The sequence below is a fragment of the Achromobacter sp. ACM02 genome (genome assembly GCF_014851605.1).
Classification (GTDB): Bacteria; Pseudomonadota; Gammaproteobacteria; order Burkholderiales; family Burkholderiaceae_B; genus Achromobacter; species Achromobacter aegrifaciens.
In genome coordinates, this window is record NZ_JACUZY010000003.1 from 348,402 (window position 1) to 365,408 (window position 17,007).

General features: G+C 64.3%; 17 protein-coding genes and 1 riboswitch. Of the genes, 8 read left to right on the forward strand and 9 right to left on the reverse strand.

The annotated features are described in order from the left end of the window. Positions 1-50 precede the first annotated feature (50 nt). The gene (locus IB258_RS10515) at positions 51-494 is read left to right on the forward strand and encodes a CopD family copper resistance protein (RefSeq protein WP_054450306.1); all 444 of its coding nucleotides are present in this window, start codon (positions 51-53) and stop codon (positions 492-494) included. A gap of 40 nt (positions 495-534) precedes the next feature. Here the strand turns inward: IB258_RS10515 and IB258_RS10520 are convergent, their stop codons facing one another. Together IB258_RS10520 and IB258_RS10525 are read right to left on the reverse strand one after the other, a co-directional pair. After that, positions 535-984 carry a DUF6389 family protein gene (locus tag IB258_RS10520; RefSeq protein ID WP_192329847.1) on the reverse strand — a complete coding sequence of 150 codons (450 nt, stop codon included), beginning with the start codon at positions 982-984 and terminating at the stop codon, positions 535-537. Between the two features lie 94 nt (positions 985-1,078). Beyond that, positions 1,079-1,984, reverse strand: coding sequence for a LysR family transcriptional regulator (locus IB258_RS10525; protein WP_192352551.1), 906 nt, complete (start codon positions 1,982-1,984; stop codon positions 1,079-1,081). Positions 1,985-2,117: 133 nt separating this feature from the next. On the opposite strand from IB258_RS10525, the gene IB258_RS10530 reads away from it, so the two are divergent. The 3 genes from IB258_RS10530 to mntP all read left to right on the forward strand — a co-directional run bounded on the left by IB258_RS10530 (position 2,118) and on the right by mntP (position 5,513). Then, positions 2,118-3,701, forward strand: a complete 1,584-nt coding sequence (locus tag IB258_RS10530; RefSeq protein WP_192352552.1) for a sulfatase — start codon at positions 2,118-2,120, stop codon at positions 3,699-3,701. A gap of 51 nt (positions 3,702-3,752) precedes the next feature. Next, complete coding sequence (locus IB258_RS10535) at positions 3,753-4,721, forward strand: tripartite tricarboxylate transporter substrate binding protein (RefSeq protein WP_054450312.1); 969 nt, start codon at positions 3,753-3,755, stop codon at positions 4,719-4,721. A 37-nt stretch (positions 4,722-4,758) separates the two neighbouring features. Beyond that, positions 4,759-4,933: riboswitch (yybP-ykoY riboswitch) on the forward strand. 7 nt (positions 4,934-4,940) lie between these two features. Further along, a complete protein-coding gene (mntP, locus tag IB258_RS10540) occupies positions 4,941-5,513 on the forward strand; it encodes a manganese efflux pump MntP (RefSeq protein ID WP_192352553.1) in 573 nt (190 codons plus the stop codon). Positions 5,514-5,556: 43 nt separating this feature from the next. On the opposite strand, the gene IB258_RS10545 is transcribed toward mntP, so the two are convergent. Continuing rightward, on the reverse strand, positions 5,557-6,507 hold the full coding sequence (locus tag IB258_RS10545) for a LysR substrate-binding domain-containing protein (protein WP_192352554.1): 951 nt from the start codon (positions 6,505-6,507) through the stop codon (positions 5,557-5,559). A gap of 91 nt (positions 6,508-6,598) precedes the next feature. Here IB258_RS10545 and IB258_RS10550 point away from each other — a divergent pair, with 91 nt between their 5' ends. The 3 genes from IB258_RS10550 to IB258_RS10560 are packed head-to-tail and all read left to right on the forward strand — an operon-like array spanning position 6,599 to position 10,812. Next, positions 6,599-7,912: a D-serine ammonia-lyase gene (locus tag IB258_RS10550; protein WP_192352555.1), complete on the forward strand. Its 1,314-nt coding sequence runs from the start codon at positions 6,599-6,601 to the stop codon at positions 7,910-7,912. 40 nt (positions 7,913-7,952) lie between these two features. Then, entirely contained in the window at positions 7,953-9,272 is a 1,320-nt protein-coding gene (locus IB258_RS10555) for an MFS transporter (RefSeq protein WP_192352556.1), read from the forward strand. Positions 9,273-9,288: 16 nt separating this feature from the next. Then, entirely contained in the window at positions 9,289-10,812 is a 1,524-nt protein-coding gene (locus tag IB258_RS10560; protein WP_192352557.1) for a M81 family metallopeptidase, read from the forward strand. On the opposite strand, the gene IB258_RS10565 is transcribed toward IB258_RS10560, so the two are convergent. The 6 genes from IB258_RS10565 to IB258_RS10590 form a co-directional block, all read right to left on the reverse strand. Further along, on the reverse strand, positions 10,788-11,339 hold the full coding sequence (locus IB258_RS10565) for a dihydrofolate reductase family protein (RefSeq protein ID WP_192352558.1): 552 nt from the start codon (positions 11,337-11,339) through the stop codon (positions 10,788-10,790). The two genes, IB258_RS10560 and IB258_RS10565, sit on opposite strands and share 25 nt — an antisense overlap. Before the next feature lie 86 nt (positions 11,340-11,425). Next, entirely contained in the window at positions 11,426-12,655 is a 1,230-nt protein-coding gene (locus IB258_RS10570) for a hypothetical protein (RefSeq protein WP_192352559.1), read from the reverse strand. A 94-nt stretch (positions 12,656-12,749) separates the two neighbouring features. Continuing rightward, positions 12,750-13,622 (reverse strand): nucleotidyl transferase AbiEii/AbiGii toxin family protein, encoded by an 873-nt coding sequence (locus IB258_RS10575; RefSeq protein ID WP_125472434.1) that lies wholly within the window; start codon positions 13,620-13,622, stop codon positions 12,750-12,752. Then, positions 13,610-14,680: a type IV toxin-antitoxin system AbiEi family antitoxin gene (locus tag IB258_RS10580; RefSeq protein ID WP_125472435.1), complete on the reverse strand. Its 1,071-nt coding sequence runs from the start codon at positions 14,678-14,680 to the stop codon at positions 13,610-13,612. The genes IB258_RS10575 and IB258_RS10580 overlap by 13 nt, the downstream gene beginning before the upstream one ends. 110 nt (positions 14,681-14,790) lie before the next feature. Further along, on the reverse strand, positions 14,791-15,309 hold the full coding sequence (locus IB258_RS10585) for a hypothetical protein (RefSeq protein WP_225590353.1): 519 nt from the start codon (positions 15,307-15,309) through the stop codon (positions 14,791-14,793). 14 nt (positions 15,310-15,323) lie between these two features. Then, positions 15,324-16,199 carry a leucine-rich repeat domain-containing protein gene (locus tag IB258_RS10590; protein WP_192352561.1) on the reverse strand — a complete coding sequence of 292 codons (876 nt, stop codon included), beginning with the start codon at positions 16,197-16,199 and terminating at the stop codon, positions 15,324-15,326. A 139-nt stretch (positions 16,200-16,338) separates the two neighbouring features. Between IB258_RS10590 and IB258_RS10595 the strand changes: the two genes are divergently transcribed. Next, positions 16,339-16,920 (forward strand): ABATE domain-containing protein, encoded by a 582-nt coding sequence (locus IB258_RS10595; protein ID WP_054451302.1) that lies wholly within the window; start codon positions 16,339-16,341, stop codon positions 16,918-16,920. Positions 16,921-17,007: the final 87 nt, after the last annotated feature.

Below are 17,007 nucleotides of genomic sequence, written 5' to 3' on the forward strand. Positions count from 1 at the left end.
TTCCGGGTTGATGGGACAATCCTCGTTGATGGCCATTCCCGATCGCAGCCATGAACACCTACCCCTTGCTGCTCATCCTGCACCTGCTTGCCGCCTTCCTGTTCGTCGGCACCGTTACGTTCGAGGTGCTGTTCCTGGAACCCGTTCACAAGCGCCTGCCGCCCGACGTGCGCCGCGCGCTGGGCAGCCAGCTGGCGCCACGCGTGCGGGCCGTGCTGCCGTGGTCGGTCGTCGTGCTGTACCTGGCCGGCCTGGGCCTGGCCTGGCAATACCGCAGCGCGCTCGCCAACCCGTTTGCATCGTCCTTCGGCGTCCTGCTGTCGCTGAAGATCGCGCTTGCCTTGAGCGTGCTGGTCCATGTCGCGACCGCCTTGACGCTCGCTCGCCGCAAGCGCCTGACTGGCGCATTGAGCCGGCGCATGCATATCAGCGTGTTCTGCCACATGGTGCTGATCGTGGTGTTGGCCAAGGCGATGTTCCACGTGGCCTGGTGAGCGCGGAGGCCGCGGCGCCGTAGGAGCCCCTGCCGCAGTGCTATGCCGGCAATGCGAGCGGCTCAAGCGTTCCGTAGCCTTCCTCCCCATATACCAGCGCCGGCAGCGGCGAACGGCCCTGGCCGTTCGTTTCCCATAGTTCCGCCACCCATTGCATCGCCGTATCGACGATGACGTCCTGGACGTTGAAACCAGTTTCGTCCGACGCGAACAGAGGAACCTCGGGCTCGATGCCGTCTTCCGTGTGGCGCACGTCGAACAGGTAGCGGTGGCCTTCGATGGCCTTGTTGAGCACGAACAGGTCCGGGCCCTCCAGGCTGGCCACCACGGAGAATGTGCCTTCGCCGTCCTGGTCGGGGAACACCACGAAGTGGATCTCGCGCGCCTTGGGCGGCAGGGCGGCGATCAGCGCTGTCAGTGTGGCGCGCGCCGCGGCGTCGTGGGCGCGCAGGATGCGCAGCAGTTCGGTTTCGTATTCGGATCGGTTCATGGCATTCCGTTCAGGACTGGTTGGCGCATTTTGTCGCCGACCTCTGGAGAGGCGGCAGGGAGTGCCGTGGATTATCTGCCATTTCCTGTCGCCGTCACCGCGCCAGCCGCAGGCACTCCATGAAGTACGCCGCATGTTCCGAGGCCAGCGCGGCGTCTCGCCACACCATGCCTGTAATCCCGCGGCTGCGCATCGCCAGCGGCAATACCTTGATCATGTGCTGCTTGGCGAAATGCTTTGCCAGCCGCTCGGAGATCGGCAGTACCAGATCCGATCCGTCCAATAGCGCAAGGTTGACCAGCACCGACGACGATTCCACCTGATGCCAGGGCGCGGGCTGGCCGGCCAGCGCCAGTTCGTAATCGATGCGTATCCGCATCGGTGTTGAAGCGCCGGGCGCGATCCAGGGGTATTCCTGTACGTCCTCCCATGTCACCTTGCGCTTGTTCGCCAGCGGATGCGCCGTGCCCACGGCCAGGCAGATGGGCTCGCCGTACAACTCTTCGTAGTGCAGGTTGCGCGGCAGCGAGTGCTGTTCCAGGCGTCCCACCAGCACGTCGAACGTGCCTTCCTGCATCAGCGGCAGCAGGTAGTCCAGCGTGTTCTCGGCCAGGCGCAGCAGCACGCGTGGATAGCGTTCGCGAAAGCGCCGGATGCTGGGCGGCAGCAGCACCGGCGCGATATTGGGCGTGACGCCCACTGCCAGCGTGCCGGTGGCGCCGCGGGCCAGCTGCGCCATGGTGTCCTGGGCGCGGCCCAGCTTGCCCAGGATCTCGCGCGCATGCGTGCGCAGTTCCAGTCCATACAGCGTGGGTTCGATGCCGCGCGCGTGGCGCTCGAACAGCGTCAGGCCGATGTCTGCTTCCAGGTCCTTCAGCCACTTCGACAGCGCCGGCTGTGTGATGTTGAGTTCTAACGCGACCTGGCTCAGGTTGCGGGTTTCGCACAGGCGCACCAGGATGGCCAGGTGGCGCAGGCGGATGCGGTGGGTCCAGTCCATGCGGGCATCCTTGAGACATAAATGCAGAGTTATGGCTCGGTAATATTAATTCATTATCAATTTATGTCTCCTCTACACATAATGGCCTGACAACAGAGCCAAGCCGGCGCAAAGCTGGCGGCGAGGAGACACGATGCAGCCGAATTTCCTGCTATTCATCACGGATCAGCAGCGCGCGGACCATCTGGGCAGCTATGGCAACCCCATGCTGCGCACGCCGGAGCTGGACGCGTTGGCGGGGCAGGGGTGGTCGGCGGACCGCTTCTATGTGGCGTCGCCCATCTGCATGCCCAACCGCGCCACCCTGATGACGGGCCGCATGCCCTCGGTGCATGGCGTGCGCCACAACGGAATTCCGCTGTCGCAGCGCGCCACCACGTTCGTCGACCGCTTGCGCGGCGCGGGCTATTCCACCGCATTGATCGGCAAGTCGCACTTGCAGAACATGACCGGCAAGCCCGCCGTCTGGCCGCCGGCGAGCGACGGCGCGCACGGCGAGGCCTGGACCGTCGAGCCCGGCAACTACGATCAGGAATGGGGCCCGCTGTGGCGCACGGATCCTGGGCATGATCTGCAGACGCCGTTCTACGGCTTCGAGCGCGTGGCGCTGGCTGTGGATCACGGCGACCAGGTCTGGGGCCATTACGAGCGCTGGCTGGCCCGCGAACATCCCGAGGCGCGGCGCCTGTGGGGGCCCGAGCATGCCCTGCCCGCGCCCGGCTATGTGCTGACAGAGCATCATCAGGCCTGGCGCACCCGCGTGCCGGAAGAATGCTCCACCACCGCCTACATCGGCGACCAGACCATCGCGCAGTTGCGCGACAACGCGGCTAACGGCAAGCCCTTCTTCATCCAGTGCTCGTTTCCCGATCCGCATCATCCTTTCACGCCTCACGGCAAGTACTGGGACATGTACCGCCCGGAAGACGTGACCTTGCCCGGGTCGTTCCACGCCAGCGCCGCGCCGGGCCACCAGCCGCCGCCTCACGTAGCCTGGATGCACCAGCAGCGCAATCAGGGCAAGGCCGTCAAGCACACGCCCGCCATCTTTGCCTGCACCGAGCGCGAGGCGCGCGAGGCCATCGCGCTGAACTACGGCTCCATCAGCCATATCGACGCCACCATCGGCCGCGTCATGCGGGCGCTGCGCGCGACCGGGCTGGACCACAACACCATCGTCATCTTCACCAGCGATCATGGCGACTACTTCGGCGACCACCAACTGCTGCTCAAGGGGCCGATCCATTATCAGAGCCTGATCCGCACGCCCTTCATCTGGCGCGATCCGCAGGCGGCGCCCGCCGCTGCGCGCAGCCAGGCGCTGTGTTCCACCGCCGACATCCCCGCTACCGTGCTGGCGCGTGCGGGCCTGCCTGCCTACAACGGCATGCAGGGCGCATCGTTGCTGCCGCTCATGTCGGGCGAGACCGAGCGCGTGCGCGACGCGGTGCTGATCGAGGAAGAGGGCCAGCGCACCATGTTCGGCTTTCCCGGCCGCACCCGCATGCGTACCTTGCAGACGCCGCGCCACAGGCTCAGCGTCTATGCCGATGCCGCCTGGGGCGAACTCTACGATCTACAAGAAGACCCCCACGAACTGCGCAACCTGTGGGACGACCCCGCCGCCGGCGCGTTGCGCGCAGAACTGCTGCTGGAACTGTCGCGCAGCATGATCCGGCACGCCGAGACCAGCCCGCATCCCACCGCCATCGCCTGATTCCGCCGCCACGGCGCCTGCCTGCGGGTTGGCGCCATCCAGGAGAAAAGCATGATCAAGTCCTTGTTGCTCTGTACGGCGCTGCTCGTGGCCGCAACCTCGGTCGCGGTGGCGTCCGACTATCCGTCGCGTCCCGTGCGCCTCATCGTCAACTTCCCGCCCGCGGGCCCGCTGGACCTGGAAGCCCGCGCCATCGCGCAGCATGCCGGCAAGATCCTGGGCCAGACCATCGTCGTCGAAAACCGCTCTGGCGCGTCCGGCAACATCGGCGCCCAGTCCGTGGCCCAGGCCGCGCCCGACGGCTACACGCTGCTGATGACGCTGGACACGCTCATGACCGTCAACCCATACATTTTCAAGGGCTTGGACAAGGACGTCACCCAGCGGCTGGAACCGCTGAGCCTGGCCGGCTCCTTCGGCCTGGCGCTGGCGGTGCGCCCCGAACTCGGCATCAATACGCTGGACGAATTCCTGCGCTACGCCAAGGCCAATCGCATCACCTATGCCTCAGCCGGCTACGGCAGTCCCGGCAACCTGGCCTTCGAAAAGCTCCGTCTCGCGGCTGGCATGGAAGTCGCGCATGTGCCATATCGCGGCAACGCGCCTGCCGTGAACGCGCTGCTGGGCGATCAGATACAGGCCGCCTTTCTTGCCACGCCCGGCGTCCTGCCGCATGTACGGGCAGGCAAGCTGAAGGCCTTGGCGGTGTCGGGCAAGGAACGCGACGCCGACCTGCCTGAAGTCCCCACGGCGGCGCAGTCGGGCGTGGCTGGCTTGAAAGACTATGACGTGTCGTTCGCCTTCCTGGTCATGGCGCCCAAGGGCACGCCCAAGGAGGTCGCGCAGGTCTGGGAAGACGCGCTGGCCAAGGTCTACGCCATGCCGGAGTTCCAGCAGAGCATGGCCGTGCTGGGCATGCGCGGGCCGTTCGCAGGCAAGGCGCGGGCACAGGCATGGGTGGACAGGGAGGCCAAGGGCTGGAAAGAGGTGATCGCGAAGGCGGGAATACGCGGGGAATAGCGCTGTAACACGCCGGTCAGCAGGCTCTGCTAGACTGGTTTCACTCTTTGGGGAGTAGCCTCCCTGCGGCCAGTTCCGCAGGGGCTTGCGTCAACATTCTTGGCTTCCTCGGCCATGGCGCAAGCGGCATCCATGCTTGGCGAGACCACGGATTTTTCGCGCGATGCCGGGCGGCGCGGAGGATCCGTGCCGTTTCCGCCCAGCAGGATCCCCACTCCAATGAATCCCATCGCCATCATCGTTCTCGCGTTCGCCATGTCCACGGACGCGTTCGCCGCGGCCATCAGCAAAGGCGCCGCGCTCCACAAGCCCCGATTTCCGGAAGCCCTGCGCACAGGGCTGATCTTCGGCGTGATCGAAGCCATCACGCCGGTGATAGGTTGGGGACTGGGCTCGGTCGCGGCAAAGTATGTGATCGCCTGGGACCATTGGATCGCGTTCGCGATGCTCTGTATTCTGGGTTTGCTGATGATACGCAACGGCCTCAAGGAAGAGGACGAGGACGCCGCGCCCGTCACCCGGCATTCCTTCTGGCTGCTGGCCGCTACGGGCCTGGCCACCAGCATCGACGCCATGGCGGTCGGCGTGGGCCTGGCGTTCGTGGATGTGAACATCGTGGTGGCGGCCATCGCCATCGGCTTGGCCACGACGCTGATGGTGACGATAGGCGTGATGCTCGGACGCGTGCTGGGCAGCGTCGCCGGGAAGCGGGCCGAGATCCTGGGTGGAGTCGCGCTGGTCGGTATAGGCGCGGCAATACTTTATGAGCATCTGAGCGCAGCAGCGGCTTGACGCCGCATGGGAAGGCGGTGCTCGTCGGCTCCGCGGATGATGCTTATCCGCGAGTACCCCCGATCAAGGCCGAACGCGCGCTGTCGAAGTTGCGGCACTCGGATTTCAACCACTCGGAAAAGATCCGGGTGCGCCGCTCTTCAGGCCGGCGCGACAGCAGCACATAGCGCGCCGGCGCGGGCACGTGCTTGCCGAACACGTCTACCAACCGTCCGCTGCGCAGTTCGTCGTAGACCATCGCGCTGCGCCCGATAGCCACGCCCTGGTGATTCAGCGCGGCGCCAATGGCCAGGCTGGCCAGATTGAACTGCGGCCCGTCCAGGTGGCGGATCCACCCCGGCCGATGCGCTTGCATCCAGGTGCGCCACTCGATGAACTCCGCGGCGCCGACCCAAGGAGAGGCGTCGTGCAGGAATTCGACGCCGTCGAGCGATTTGCCGGTGCTAAACGCGGGGTGCGCGGCCAGGTATTCGGGCGTTGCGACCACCAGCAAGTATTCGTCCAGCAGGGCGTCCGCTTGCAGGTGGCTGTAGTGCGCCGGGTCATAGCGGATGGCGAGGTCTATGTCTTCTTCCTCCATCAGCTTGCGGTCCAGCAGTTGGAACTCCGCCTTCAGCCGCACTGATACCTCCGGCTGCAAGCGATGGAATTCCGTCAGGCGCGGCATCAGCCATTGCAGCGCGAACGACGGCAGGCAATTGACCTGCAGCGCGGACGCCGGCAAGCCCAGCCGCTCGATTTCCTGCTGAATGTCGCCAAGCGCACGGCTGACCGTCGTGTACAGCGATTCGCCCTTGGGCGTGAACTTCAGGCCGCGTTGCTGGCGGACAAACAACAGGTAGCCCAGGCGGTCCTCCAACTGCCGGATCTGCTGGCTCACCGCGCTTTGCGTGAGGTTCATGGCCGACGCCGCCCTGGTGAAGCTGAGATGGCGGCCGGCCATGTCAAAACACCGCAGGGCTCCCAGGAGTGTCGAGTCGAAATGGGCAGACATAAGTCACACTAATGGCTGAATTAGAAATGATCGCTATTCTTGCATGCCTTCGGCATCTACGATTTGCGACGAACCATCAACCCGCAAGTCCATGATGACCGCCAATTTCGATCCTCAGCTATTAGAAAATCTTCAATCAAGAACGCCTTTGCTATGGCTCAACCCGGCTAGGGGAGGGCTCTTGCCCGGCTCCGCGCCGTCCCTGGCCCTGATCGATGAGGCCGAAAACCGCCTGGCGCGTTGCGCGCCGCTGCTGGCCGCGCTGTTTCCCGAGCTTGCCGCCGCGGGCGGGCATATCGAGTCCCGGCTGATGCCCGCCAAAGCCTTGCAGCAGGCGTTGGGCGCCGGGGAGGTGTCGGACAGCTGGTATCTCAAGCGCGATGACGAACTGCCAGTCGCCGGGTCCATCAAGGCGCGCGGTGGCTTTCACGAAGTGCTGGCCATTGCCGAGTCGATCGCGTTGGAGCACGGCCTGCTCAAGGATGAGGCGACGGACAGGCGCATCATGGCGACGCCGCAGGCTCGCGCCTTGTTCAGCCAGTATGCCGTGACCGTGGGCAGCACCGGCAACCTGGGCATGAGCATCGGCGTCATGGCCGCCGCGCTGGGATTCGATGCCGTGGTGCATATGTCCGCCGATGCCAAGGAATGGAAGAAGGACCGCTTGCGCAAACGTGGCGTGCGCGTGGTGGAGCATGCCGGCGACTATGCCGAGGCCGTCGCGGCCGGGCGGGCGCAGGCGCTGGCCGCGCCCCGCAGCCATTTCGTCGACGATGAGCAATCCGAGCTGCTGTTCTTCGGCTATGCCGCAGCGGCCCGCGGACTGGCGCGGCAACTGGCTGAAGCAGGGCGCGTGGTCGATGCGGCACACCCTCTGTTCGTGTACATCCCCTGCGGCGTCGGCGGCGCGCCGGGCGGCATCAGCCATGGCCTGAAGGCGCTGTTCGGCCCCAACGTGCATTGCTTCTTCGCCGAACCCGTCGCGTCGCCGTGTTTTCTGGTGCAGCTGGCATCGGGCGCGGATTCCCCCGTGTCGGTCTACGACATCGGCCTGGACAACCGCACCGAGGCCGATGGCCTGGCCGTGGGCCAGGCTTCCGAACTGGTGGCGTCGCTGATGAGGCCCCAGTTAGGCGGCGTCTTCACCGTGTCGGATGACGAGCTCTACCTGAACCTGCTGGCGCTGAAAGACACCCTGGGCGTCGAGGTCGAGCCGTCGGCCGCGGCCGCGGTCTCGGGGCCTGGCTGGCTGGACTCTGCCGCGGGGCAGGTCTATGCGTCGGGCATCGATATGTCCGCAGCCACTCATGTCATCTGGGCCACCGGCGGTTCGCTGGTGCCCCCCGAAGCGCTGCGCGGCTTCCAGGCGCACGCCAGGCAACTCAGCCAGCGCCGCGCGGCATAAGCCGCAGCACCCAAAAAACGACATACCAAGGAGAAAACCCGTGAGCGGAAGTGCAACCCTCCCCGCCGGCCGCGCAGCGCGCCCGGACCAGCAAGCCTTTGAAGACGCGACCTACAGAAAGGTCGCGCTGCGGTTCATTCCCTTTCTGATGCTCTGCTATGTGGTCGCGTACCTGGACCGCATCAACATCGGCATCGCCAAGCTGAACATGCTGGCCGACCTGCAGTTCAGTGAGGCTGCCTATGGCCTGGGCGCAGGATTGTTCTTCATCGGCTACATGTTGTTCGAGGTGCCCAGCAACCTGATCATGCACCGCGTGGGCGCGCGCCTGTGGATCGCGCGGATCATGATCTCCTGGGGCATCCTGTCCGGCATCATGGCCTTCGTCACCGCGCCCTGGCAGTTCTACACGGTGCGCTTTCTGCTGGGCGTGGCCGAGGCCGGGTTCTACCCTGGCGTGATCCTTTACCTGACCTATTGGTTTCCCAACCGCCGCCGCGCCAAGATGACGGCCATTTTCCAGGCCGGTATACCGGTGGCCGGTCTTATCGGCAACCCGCTGTCGGGCTGGATCATGGAACGATTCCATCTGGTCGGCGGACACCCCGGCTGGCAATGGCTGTTCGTGTTGGAAGCGCTGCCCACCATTCCGCTGGCCATCGGCGTGCTGCTGATCCTGACCAACCGCGTACAGGATGCCGCGTGGCTCACGCCGGAACAACGCCAGCTGATCGAGCGGGACATCGCTGCCGACAACGCGGGCCGCGAGCACATGCCGCTGCTGCAGGCGCTGCGCGACGCGCGCATCTGGAAGATCGTCGCCATGACCTTTCCGGCGATGATGGCGCTGTACACGCTGGGCTTTTATCTGCCCACGCTGATCAAGGATGCCGGCGCCGAGGGCGGCTTGCGCATCGGCCTGCTGAGCGCCATTCCGTATCTGGTCGCCATGGTGGCGATGGTCCTGGTCGGGCGCAGTTCGGACCTGCGCCGCGAACGCCGCTGGCACCTGGTCTTCATCCTGGTGCTCGGCGCGGCGGGGCTGGTCGCCAGCGTGTCCGGCGGCACCAACCTGACGCTGGCCGTCATCTCGTTGTCGGTGGCCGCCGCCGGCATCATCAGCTTTTCTCCCATCATGTGGACGCTGCCCACCGCCTTCCTGGGCGGAGCCACCGCGGCTGCGTCGATCGGCATCATCAACAGCCTGGCCAATCTGGGCGGCTTCGTCAGCCCCTACCTGATCGGCTGGATCCGCGACATCTATCACAGCACCGCGCCAGCCATCTACATCATCGCGGGTTCGCTCCTGGTCAGCGCCTTGATTGCGCTGAGCTTCGACCCCAAGAAAGTCAATCGCTGAAGGCAAGGAATACGCCATGGAAAACGTTAAAGATGCCGCGCCGCGACTTGCCGTCGCCGGCCTGATCCATGAAACCAATACTTATGCCGCCGAGGTCGCCGGCCAGACGCCGTTGCGCGCGTTCGAGCAGTACGGCGGGGACGAGATACTGCAAGCCTTCGACAAATCGAATCACCAGGTCGGCGGTTTCATCGAAGGCGCCAGGCAGACGGGCGCCGAACTGAGCTACACCTTCGTCGGTCAGGCCACGCCCTCGGGCACGATCGAGGCCCAGGCCTACGCCGAAATGAAACGCAGAATCCTGGACGGTATCCGCGCCGCTCTGCCTGTCGACGGAGTGTTGCTGGCGCTGCATGGCGCGGGCGTCGCCGATGGCATCGAGGACATCGAAGGCGATCTGTGCCTGGCGGTCCGCCAGCTGGTTGGCGCCGATGTCCCGATTGCCGCTGTCTATGACCTCCATGGCAACATGACCGAGGCCATGCGGCAGGCTTGCGATCTGACCTTGCCTTGCAAGCTGTATCCGCATACTGACTTTCACGACCGAGCGGTCGAGGCGGTGGCGCTGTTGCTCGAGATCATCGGCGGCCGCCTCAAGTCGGCAACCGCCATGCGCCTCTTGCCCATGCTGCCCTACATCGTCACGACGCAGGAAGGCTTCATTCCCGCCGAGGTCAATGCCGTATGCGCCAAGCTGGCCGCGCTGCCGGGTGTCATCGACTGTTCGTGGTTCCACGGCTTTCCCCTTGCGGATATCGCCGCGCCTTGCCCGGCCGTGGTCTGCACCACGGCGGGCGATCAGGCGCTGGCAGAGCGCTGCGCGAATGAAGTCGCGCAATGGATCTGGTCGCACCGCGAAGCGTTCCGGCCGTCACTGCCAAGCCCGGAGCAGGGCGTCGCCATGGCGCTGGCCGCCTCGCACGGTCCCGTCGTCGTCAACGAGTACGCGGACAACCCCGGCGGCGGCACGCCCGGCGACGGCACCTACCTGTTGCGCGCCATCCTGGACGCCAAACCCGTGGCCGGAACCTGCTGTTTCGCTTCCATCAACGATGCGTCCGTCGTCGAGCAGGCCCGCCAGGCCGGCGTCGGCGCGACCATCAGCGTGTCGCTGGGCGCCAAGCAGGGCCGCTTCCAGGGGCAGCCGCTGCGGGTGCATGCCTATGTGAAAGCCATCACCGACGGCCGCTTCGTCAATCGCGCGGGCTCGATGTTCGAAGGCGTGCGCTTCGACCTCGGCGCCATGTGCCGCCTGGTCATCCAGGGCGTGGACGTGATTGTCGCCTCGCGCGCCGAACAGATCTACGACGAGGAGCCATTCTTCCTGCATGGCATCGACGTGACCGCATACAAGCTGATCGCCATCAAGGGCGCCAACCATTTCCGCGCGGGCTACCGCCGCCTTGCGGCGCAGATCATTTCTGTCGATAGCGTGGGCTTGAGCACTGCCGACATCACCTCGTTCCCACGGGAACGGCTCGCAGGCGAATACTGGCCGCTGGCGGACATCGCCGACTACGCGCCGTATTCCAACGCGTAGCGGCTTTGCACGAAGCCGAAGGGATAGGCCACGGTCGCTGCATGCCGCAGGGCGACGTCCGCCGCCAATTCACCGAACAGGCGGCGCCCGCCGCCGATCAACACCGGGATCACCGTGATGGTGATGTCGTTCAGCAAGCCCGCCTGGATAAAGGACTGCACCGTCTTGCCGCCGTCTATGTACAGGCTCTTGCAGCCGTCCGCGCCGGCGTGTTCCAGTAATTCCTCCAGTGAACCGCCATGCAACCGGACCGAAGCGGGCGCGCTTGCAGGCAGGCTGGTCATGCTGCGGCTCAGCACGTAGACCGGCATGTCGCCGTAAGGCCATTCCGGAAACGAGGCGACCTTCTCGAACGTCGCGCGGCCCATCACCAACGCATCCACGGTCTTCATGTACGCGCCATAGCCACAGTCCTCGCCGGCAGGCACGGTCTGGTTGGCGCTGTCCAGCCAGTCCAGGCCGCCGTCCTCGCGGGAGATGTAGCCGTCCAGGCTGGTTGCGATGAATGATGAGCAGTGCAGTGCCATGGCGCGGAATCCTATCGGTTGCGGAAAGGCGAAGATGGTATCGCAATGCCCGCCTGTTGCACTGGCGCACGATTTTGCCGCCCCACTCAGTCGGTGGCCAGATACTCCTTTCCGCCCGGCTTCAGATAAGGCGCCAGCGCTGTGAACGGCACGCTGGCATGCGTGCCCAGGCAGGCGCCCGCCGAGTGCCCGACCCCGGACACGGACAGGCTCAGCGCGCCGGGCGCCTGGACGCCCAGCGCCAGATAGTCGGGCCAGAGGTCCGCGCAGTCTTCCAGATTGGGATGATCATCGGATTGTTGGACCGTTGTTCCCGCCTTGACCGCTTGTTGCACCAGCGCGAGCAGGGCAGGGCTTTTTTCGCCGCCGAAGCTGCGCTTGCCCGGCACATAGGCGTCGAACACGCGATTCCAGTCCAGGTACTCGCCGCGCAGCAGATCGTAGGTATAGGGTTCGAAATGGTTGTACGGATGGGCCCCGCCGCAGTCCAGGCTGCCCGATTCGGTCACCGTCATCAGCGCGCGCGACAGCCAGGTGACGTGCACTTCTTCTTCATCGAACCCGCCCAGCGTGCCCGCGCCGGGATTGTCGCTGGTGTAGGCCGATGCCATGCAACCCAGCGCGCCCAGGCTCTTCTGCCAATGACGCTGTTCCAGCAGAGTGTTCGTGCGCTGCAGGACCTGCGCATCGGGATGCCGGCTCAGCCGGGGATAGCTGAACTTGGTGCGCGGGTCGCGCCACATGCGATAGGCCACGGCGCCGTCGCCGATCTCCTTGCCGACCGGCTGGGCGTATCCGGTCAGTTTCAGCGTCTCGTAGGGCGCGCGCGTGGCGTTGATGCCTGCCTGGACATCGATGTCGCCGAGATTGACTTGACTGGCGCGGGCCAGCTTGCGGTCCTTTTCCAGCTGCCCGGTGTCGTACTGCGCGACCCGCTTCAGGTCGAAGCGTAGCTGCTTGCCGTTGCCGGCGTCAGTCCAGATACCGCGGAAGCCGTTTGCGTCGCGCGTGCCTTGCCAGCTTGCGGCCTGATCCGCCGGCTTGCCTTCCTGGCGGGGCTTCGGTTCGAAGAGCTCCTTGGCCGTGCCTTGCAGCGGAATATCCACGCCGTGCCTGGCGTAGAAATAACGGCCGGTCAAGGTGCCGTCGGCAGCCGCTTCTGTGTCCAGCTCCAGCACGATGTCGCCGGCGCCTTGCAGTGTTCCGGTGTAGACGGTGCGGGGCGCGGCATGGGCCTGGGCTGCGGTCAGCAATAGCATGGAAAGCGTCAGCGCGGTGAGGTATGAATGGCTGGGGGCGGAGAGTGAGCGAAGCATCTGAGAGAGCATCCAAGGCCGCGAGGCGACTGCGTTGATGGAAGAAATTTCGGTTTTCGGGCGATGTGGTGAGCGTTTGCGAGATTTGAACCTGCTATTGAGTCCGCAGTCCCAAAGCCCGCAGCCAAGCGTCCACTTGCCCGAAGGCATCCTGCTGCCATTGATCCGCGGTTCGTTCTCCCAACACATTCGCGTCCTCGACAAACCGACGCACACAAGTTGGTCCGAAGCCATCGACGGTATCGAACTTGGCTGCGATGTAGGTGTAGCCTTTGACGCCGGATTCATGCTGCAGCAGAGGGAGGCAATCGTCCGCCAGCACCTCGGCGCCACCGGCATAGTTGCGGATACAGTAATAGATGTCGTAGGCGTCCTTTTGCTTGTAGCGGCCTTGGATGGCGTGGCCTTTCATTGCGAGTAGCGCCGGGATGGAGCAGACGGCGACTTCAACGCGGTTAGTTCCGCCGTTAGGCATCGATCCAGCGATAGCGACCATTTGGTAGAACCGTAGCGCGAGATCCGTTCCATCGGCGCGCTGTACCGCGAATTCGCTGATCAGCGCAGGCGAGTTCCTCACGATCTCGGCTTGCCTGGGCATGAGAAAGTCAATCACTACATCAATGGCAGGACCGCCGTCGTCCGCCTGGATCTGTCGCACCAGTTGGAATCGCCTGAGTTCCTTGCGCTGTGCATACCCTTGGCTCAACAGCGATTCGACCAGGTGCGCGTACTGACCATCGCCCAGCGCTTCGGCATCCAAACCCAGGTCCACATCCAGGGTGCCGACGTGGGGCATGTCTTCATTGCCCAGCAGCAGCCATGGCACGGCGCCGCCTACGACGGCAAAACGTCCCTTGAAGCTTCCAAGGATCTGTCCGATTTCGATAAGGACGGATTTGACTGCCGCCGTTGTGCGGTCGTCGTACTCGCTCGCTAACTGTGCCTCGCCACGCGTCATTCGTGCCATTGGAGCCTTTCCCGTCGCAGGTGATCGGCGGCCTCCTGTCCGCGTTCGCCTGCCACGCTGAGGTCCAGATAGGTCTGGATTGGGCTGGTGCAGACCACGCCGGGCGCCGGTTGCACAGTGTCACGGAACAGCCCCGGATCGTCCAGTACGGTCACCACCAGGTTTTCTCCCTTGCCGGCGGTTTCGAGCTTGAGTCGTGATCGCAGGAGTTCAAGGCCTGCAGCATCAGCATAGAAATAGTGTGTGCCAGTCCGTACAAACGGCGCCAGCCAGCGGGCTGCAGTGAACGAAGCGCGTGCGATCTGGCTTGTCGCGCCGGGTGACCCATCGTGCAGCGCCGCATCAAACGCCGTTCCGTGCAAAGTGGTATAGAAAGTCAGCCGTTGACCGGCCGGAGATTCGTAGGCTTCACGCCAGGCGTCCACAAGTGCGTCGGGCCTAGACAGGAACATTCCCTCGGGGCCCAGCTTCGCCCATTCGCGATCCAGCAGGCTATTGCGCACATTGCTGACGTGCCCCAGGCTGACGTCCGCGGCTTGCGCCAATTCGGCAACCCGCCAACCGCGGGAGGACTTGCGCAGCATGACTTTGAGTATCTGGACTGATTTCGGTTTGAACAGCGACCGCAGTCCCCGCCGTTCTATCACCGGCTTCTTGGCTACCTGCCGTGAGATAAAGATGGTAGCGAAGGCAAGCCGAGCATTCCCTTCGAAATCGAGGTGCGCCACGCCGAACTCGCGGCACAACTCCTGAACCTGCGGCGACAGATAAGGCGCAATCAATATGGGCGTAACGTGATCGGACTGCCGTCCCACGTATTCACGCAACGAAAGTACGGCCAGGCGCGCGTGCCGCGGTTGTCCGCTGGGCAGTACCGTCGCGACCAGCTTGTGCCGATTGCCGAATGTCGTCAGTTGGGCGGCGAGCTCGATTGCTGAGCTTGGATTCCGAGGGACGAGAGTGACCTCCAGGCTCTCGACGGCGGGTATTTCCTCCAACAGCGATCGGAGGGTACTCGCAGCTTGATCATCGATTTTCACTGGATTGTGCATTTTCATCGTCTGCTAAAAATAGCATTTTCAGTGAAAGTGTCAACGATAGTTTCACTGGAATAGTTATTTTCAGCCCGTGTTGAAATAGGAAAAAACAATGAAATTCGGTCTGCGTTCTACGCTTCGCCCTTTCCTTGAGTCGCAGGGGCTTGTGTTGGCCAGTCGGAGCAGCCCAGCAACGCAGCCGCCTCGCCATCCGCAATCATCTGCTCGAAGAGGTCGCCAAGACCGCTGGCCACCTCGCTGACCGCCTCGAACTCGGGCTCGACGCCATGCACGATCCTTCCCGAAATCCGGTCGATCGCGAGAAACTCGTAATCACCGTCCACGCTCATGAAGATCGGCACATGGCGCGCCCAGAAGGTCTCGACGGCGTGCCGGTCGGCATCGCTGATGGCGGCTTCCAGGCTGATGTCGCAAAAGGCGTCCCACCCGAAGGCGCTGTCGGCGGTTCCGGCATAGTCGGCCGCGCTCAGGAACCAGCGCGTATCGTCCGCGCTGCTCAGTTGCGTGTACAAGGACAGGAACGCTGCGTGTTCCGAGGCGTCAGCCGGTGCAGCCATGGGCGTCGCGCGTAGCACCGTCCAGCCGCGCGCGGCAAGCAAGCCCAGGAAACGTTCGTGCAAGATGCTCATCGGGTCCGCCATGGCTATCGCGTCGCCGCGATGTTCGCGCGCGGCAAGCGCGCCTTCAAGGTCTGTGCCAACTCGCCCAATCCCACATCGCCGCAGCCGACCAGCGTCAGCTCCCGCAATCGGGTCAGCATGTCCAGCACGCCGATATCCGCAATCCGTTTGCAGTACTGAATGTCCAACCGTTCCAGGTTTTCAAGGGCGCTGATCGGACCGATCTTCTCCAGCGCACCAAGGTTCTTCAGGCGCAAAGAGCGCAATCCTGTCAGTTGCTCGATGCCGGACAGCGTCTTCAAACCACGGCCCGCCAGCAAGCCCAGCGCCAACAGCGGCAGTCCCGCAATGCGGTCGAATATCGACGAATCGAACGGCACGTTCCAAAGGTTCAGTTCCTTGAGCGGCAGGCTCAAGGCGCGGTCCAGCAGCATGCCGCGCCGGTCTGGGACCATGGACAAGGAAATCAACGCCGGAAAGTCTTCCGGCTCGAACCGCAACGTGGCGCCCACTGTCAGCGCCTCCAGCCTGGGCAGCGGGCCGGCCTGCCAGGTGTACGTGCCAGGCTCGGGATGGATGGAAAGATGGCGCAGGCTGGCAGGGAGCATGTCTGCGCGCAATCCCGTCAGAACGCTGCCCGCGACCGCGCCGGGGCCGATGGACAGGTGCGCCAGCGCCGGCAGCCGGGCGAGGAGTCCGGGCAGTTCGTGCAGCGGGTCACCCGGCGGCGCCCATAGATGTACGTCTTCGATCGATGCCAGGACCGTCTCTTGCTGTGGGGCGTCGTAGAGCACGACGCGTTCATCCGCGCCTGCGAATTGCGAGCGCTGGCTGCTGTGCATGAAGCGCCAGGTCTGGGCGCGGTCCGGGAGAGGGATCGAAAACGGGATGAAGGACATGTGGCTTTCCGAATCCGTGAAAGGCTAGTTTACGGTGCTCATCGTCCGGGCGGAAAACTGTGCGATGACCGATGGGATGCTCTTCCTCCGTAACTTGATAGTCGCAAACTAAGTGGTTACATTCAAGATGGAGAACATCATGACCACCACTACCCCCACGCCAGAATTCCGCCTGCTTGGCGACCACGCGGCGTTAGATCTGATCAACACCGTCGAGCAATCCGACGATGGCCCTCGCGATCGCCTGCAATCAGACGACGATGTGCGAGCCTGGCTGGAGGCCTTGGGTTTTTCGCCCGCCCAGCGCAAGACCCCGAAGGGTCTGCTCGAATCCGCGAGGACATTGCGCGAGACGGTGCGCGCATTGGTCGCCCAGAGAAAGGCCGGGTTGCCGCTCAAGCTCAGCCCGCTCAACCGGGCGCTCGCCGCCGGAGGCAGCCATCTTGAGGTTTCCGTGGTGGCGGGCGCGCCCAGCCTTGCCCGTCGCTATGAAGCGGCCACGCCCGATCAATGGCTGCTTCCCGCCGCAGAGGCCGCCGCGGACTTGCTCGTGCATGGGGACTTCGAACTGGTGCGCAAATGCGAAAGCCCGCTCTGTTCCCTCTGGTTCTACGACCGTACTCGCTCTCATCGCCGCAGGTGGTGCAGCATGTCGCTTTGCGGTAACCGCCACAAGGTGGCGGCATTTCGACAGAGAGAAGCCCAGGACGCTGCTTCCTGAGCGCTTGCTAGCCCACCCATCCGGCCGCCTGGCCGGATTTTTTTGAATAAGTCTCTCCATGTCATAGCTTTGAACTATTTAGGTAAC

What these genes read in the sequence shown, in the direction of transcription:
- IB258_RS10525 (WP_192352551.1), bottom strand. Translation starts at nt 1,984, where the DNA reads ATGGACTGGACCCACCGCATCCGCCTGCGCCACCTGGCCATCCTGGTG.
- IB258_RS10595 (WP_054451302.1), top strand. Translation starts at nt 16,339, where the DNA reads ATGACCACCACTACCCCCACGCCAGAATTCCGCCTGCTTGGCGACCAC.
- IB258_RS10535 (WP_054450312.1), top strand. Translation starts at nt 3,753, where the DNA reads ATGATCAAGTCCTTGTTGCTCTGTACGGCGCTGCTCGTGGCCGCAACC.
- mntP (WP_192352553.1), top strand. Translation starts at nt 4,941, where the DNA reads ATGAATCCCATCGCCATCATCGTTCTCGCGTTCGCCATGTCCACGGAC.
- IB258_RS10590 (WP_192352561.1), bottom strand. Translation starts at nt 16,199, where the DNA reads ATGTCCTTCATCCCGTTTTCGATCCCTCTCCCGGACCGCGCCCAGACC.
- IB258_RS10550 (WP_192352555.1), top strand. Translation starts at nt 6,599, where the DNA reads ATGATGACCGCCAATTTCGATCCTCAGCTATTAGAAAATCTTCAATCA.
- IB258_RS10570 (WP_192352559.1), bottom strand. Translation starts at nt 12,655, where the DNA reads ATGCTTCGCTCACTCTCCGCCCCCAGCCATTCATACCTCACCGCGCTG.
- IB258_RS10560 (WP_192352557.1), top strand. Translation starts at nt 9,289, where the DNA reads ATGGAAAACGTTAAAGATGCCGCGCCGCGACTTGCCGTCGCCGGCCTG.
- IB258_RS10575 (WP_125472434.1), bottom strand. Translation starts at nt 13,622, where the DNA reads ATGGCACGAATGACGCGTGGCGAGGCACAGTTAGCGAGCGAGTACGAC.
- IB258_RS10565 (WP_192352558.1), bottom strand. Translation starts at nt 11,339, where the DNA reads ATGGCACTGCACTGCTCATCATTCATCGCAACCAGCCTGGACGGCTAC.
- IB258_RS10585 (WP_225590353.1), bottom strand. Translation starts at nt 15,309, where the DNA reads ATGAGCATCTTGCACGAACGTTTCCTGGGCTTGCTTGCCGCGCGCGGC.
- IB258_RS10515 (WP_054450306.1), top strand. Translation starts at nt 51, where the DNA reads ATGAACACCTACCCCTTGCTGCTCATCCTGCACCTGCTTGCCGCCTTC.
- IB258_RS10530 (WP_192352552.1), top strand. Translation starts at nt 2,118, where the DNA reads ATGCAGCCGAATTTCCTGCTATTCATCACGGATCAGCAGCGCGCGGAC.
- IB258_RS10520 (WP_192329847.1), bottom strand. Translation starts at nt 984, where the DNA reads ATGAACCGATCCGAATACGAAACCGAACTGCTGCGCATCCTGCGCGCC.
- IB258_RS10580 (WP_125472435.1), bottom strand. Translation starts at nt 14,680, where the DNA reads ATGAAAATGCACAATCCAGTGAAAATCGATGATCAAGCTGCGAGTACC.
- IB258_RS10545 (WP_192352554.1), bottom strand. Translation starts at nt 6,507, where the DNA reads ATGTCTGCCCATTTCGACTCGACACTCCTGGGAGCCCTGCGGTGTTTT.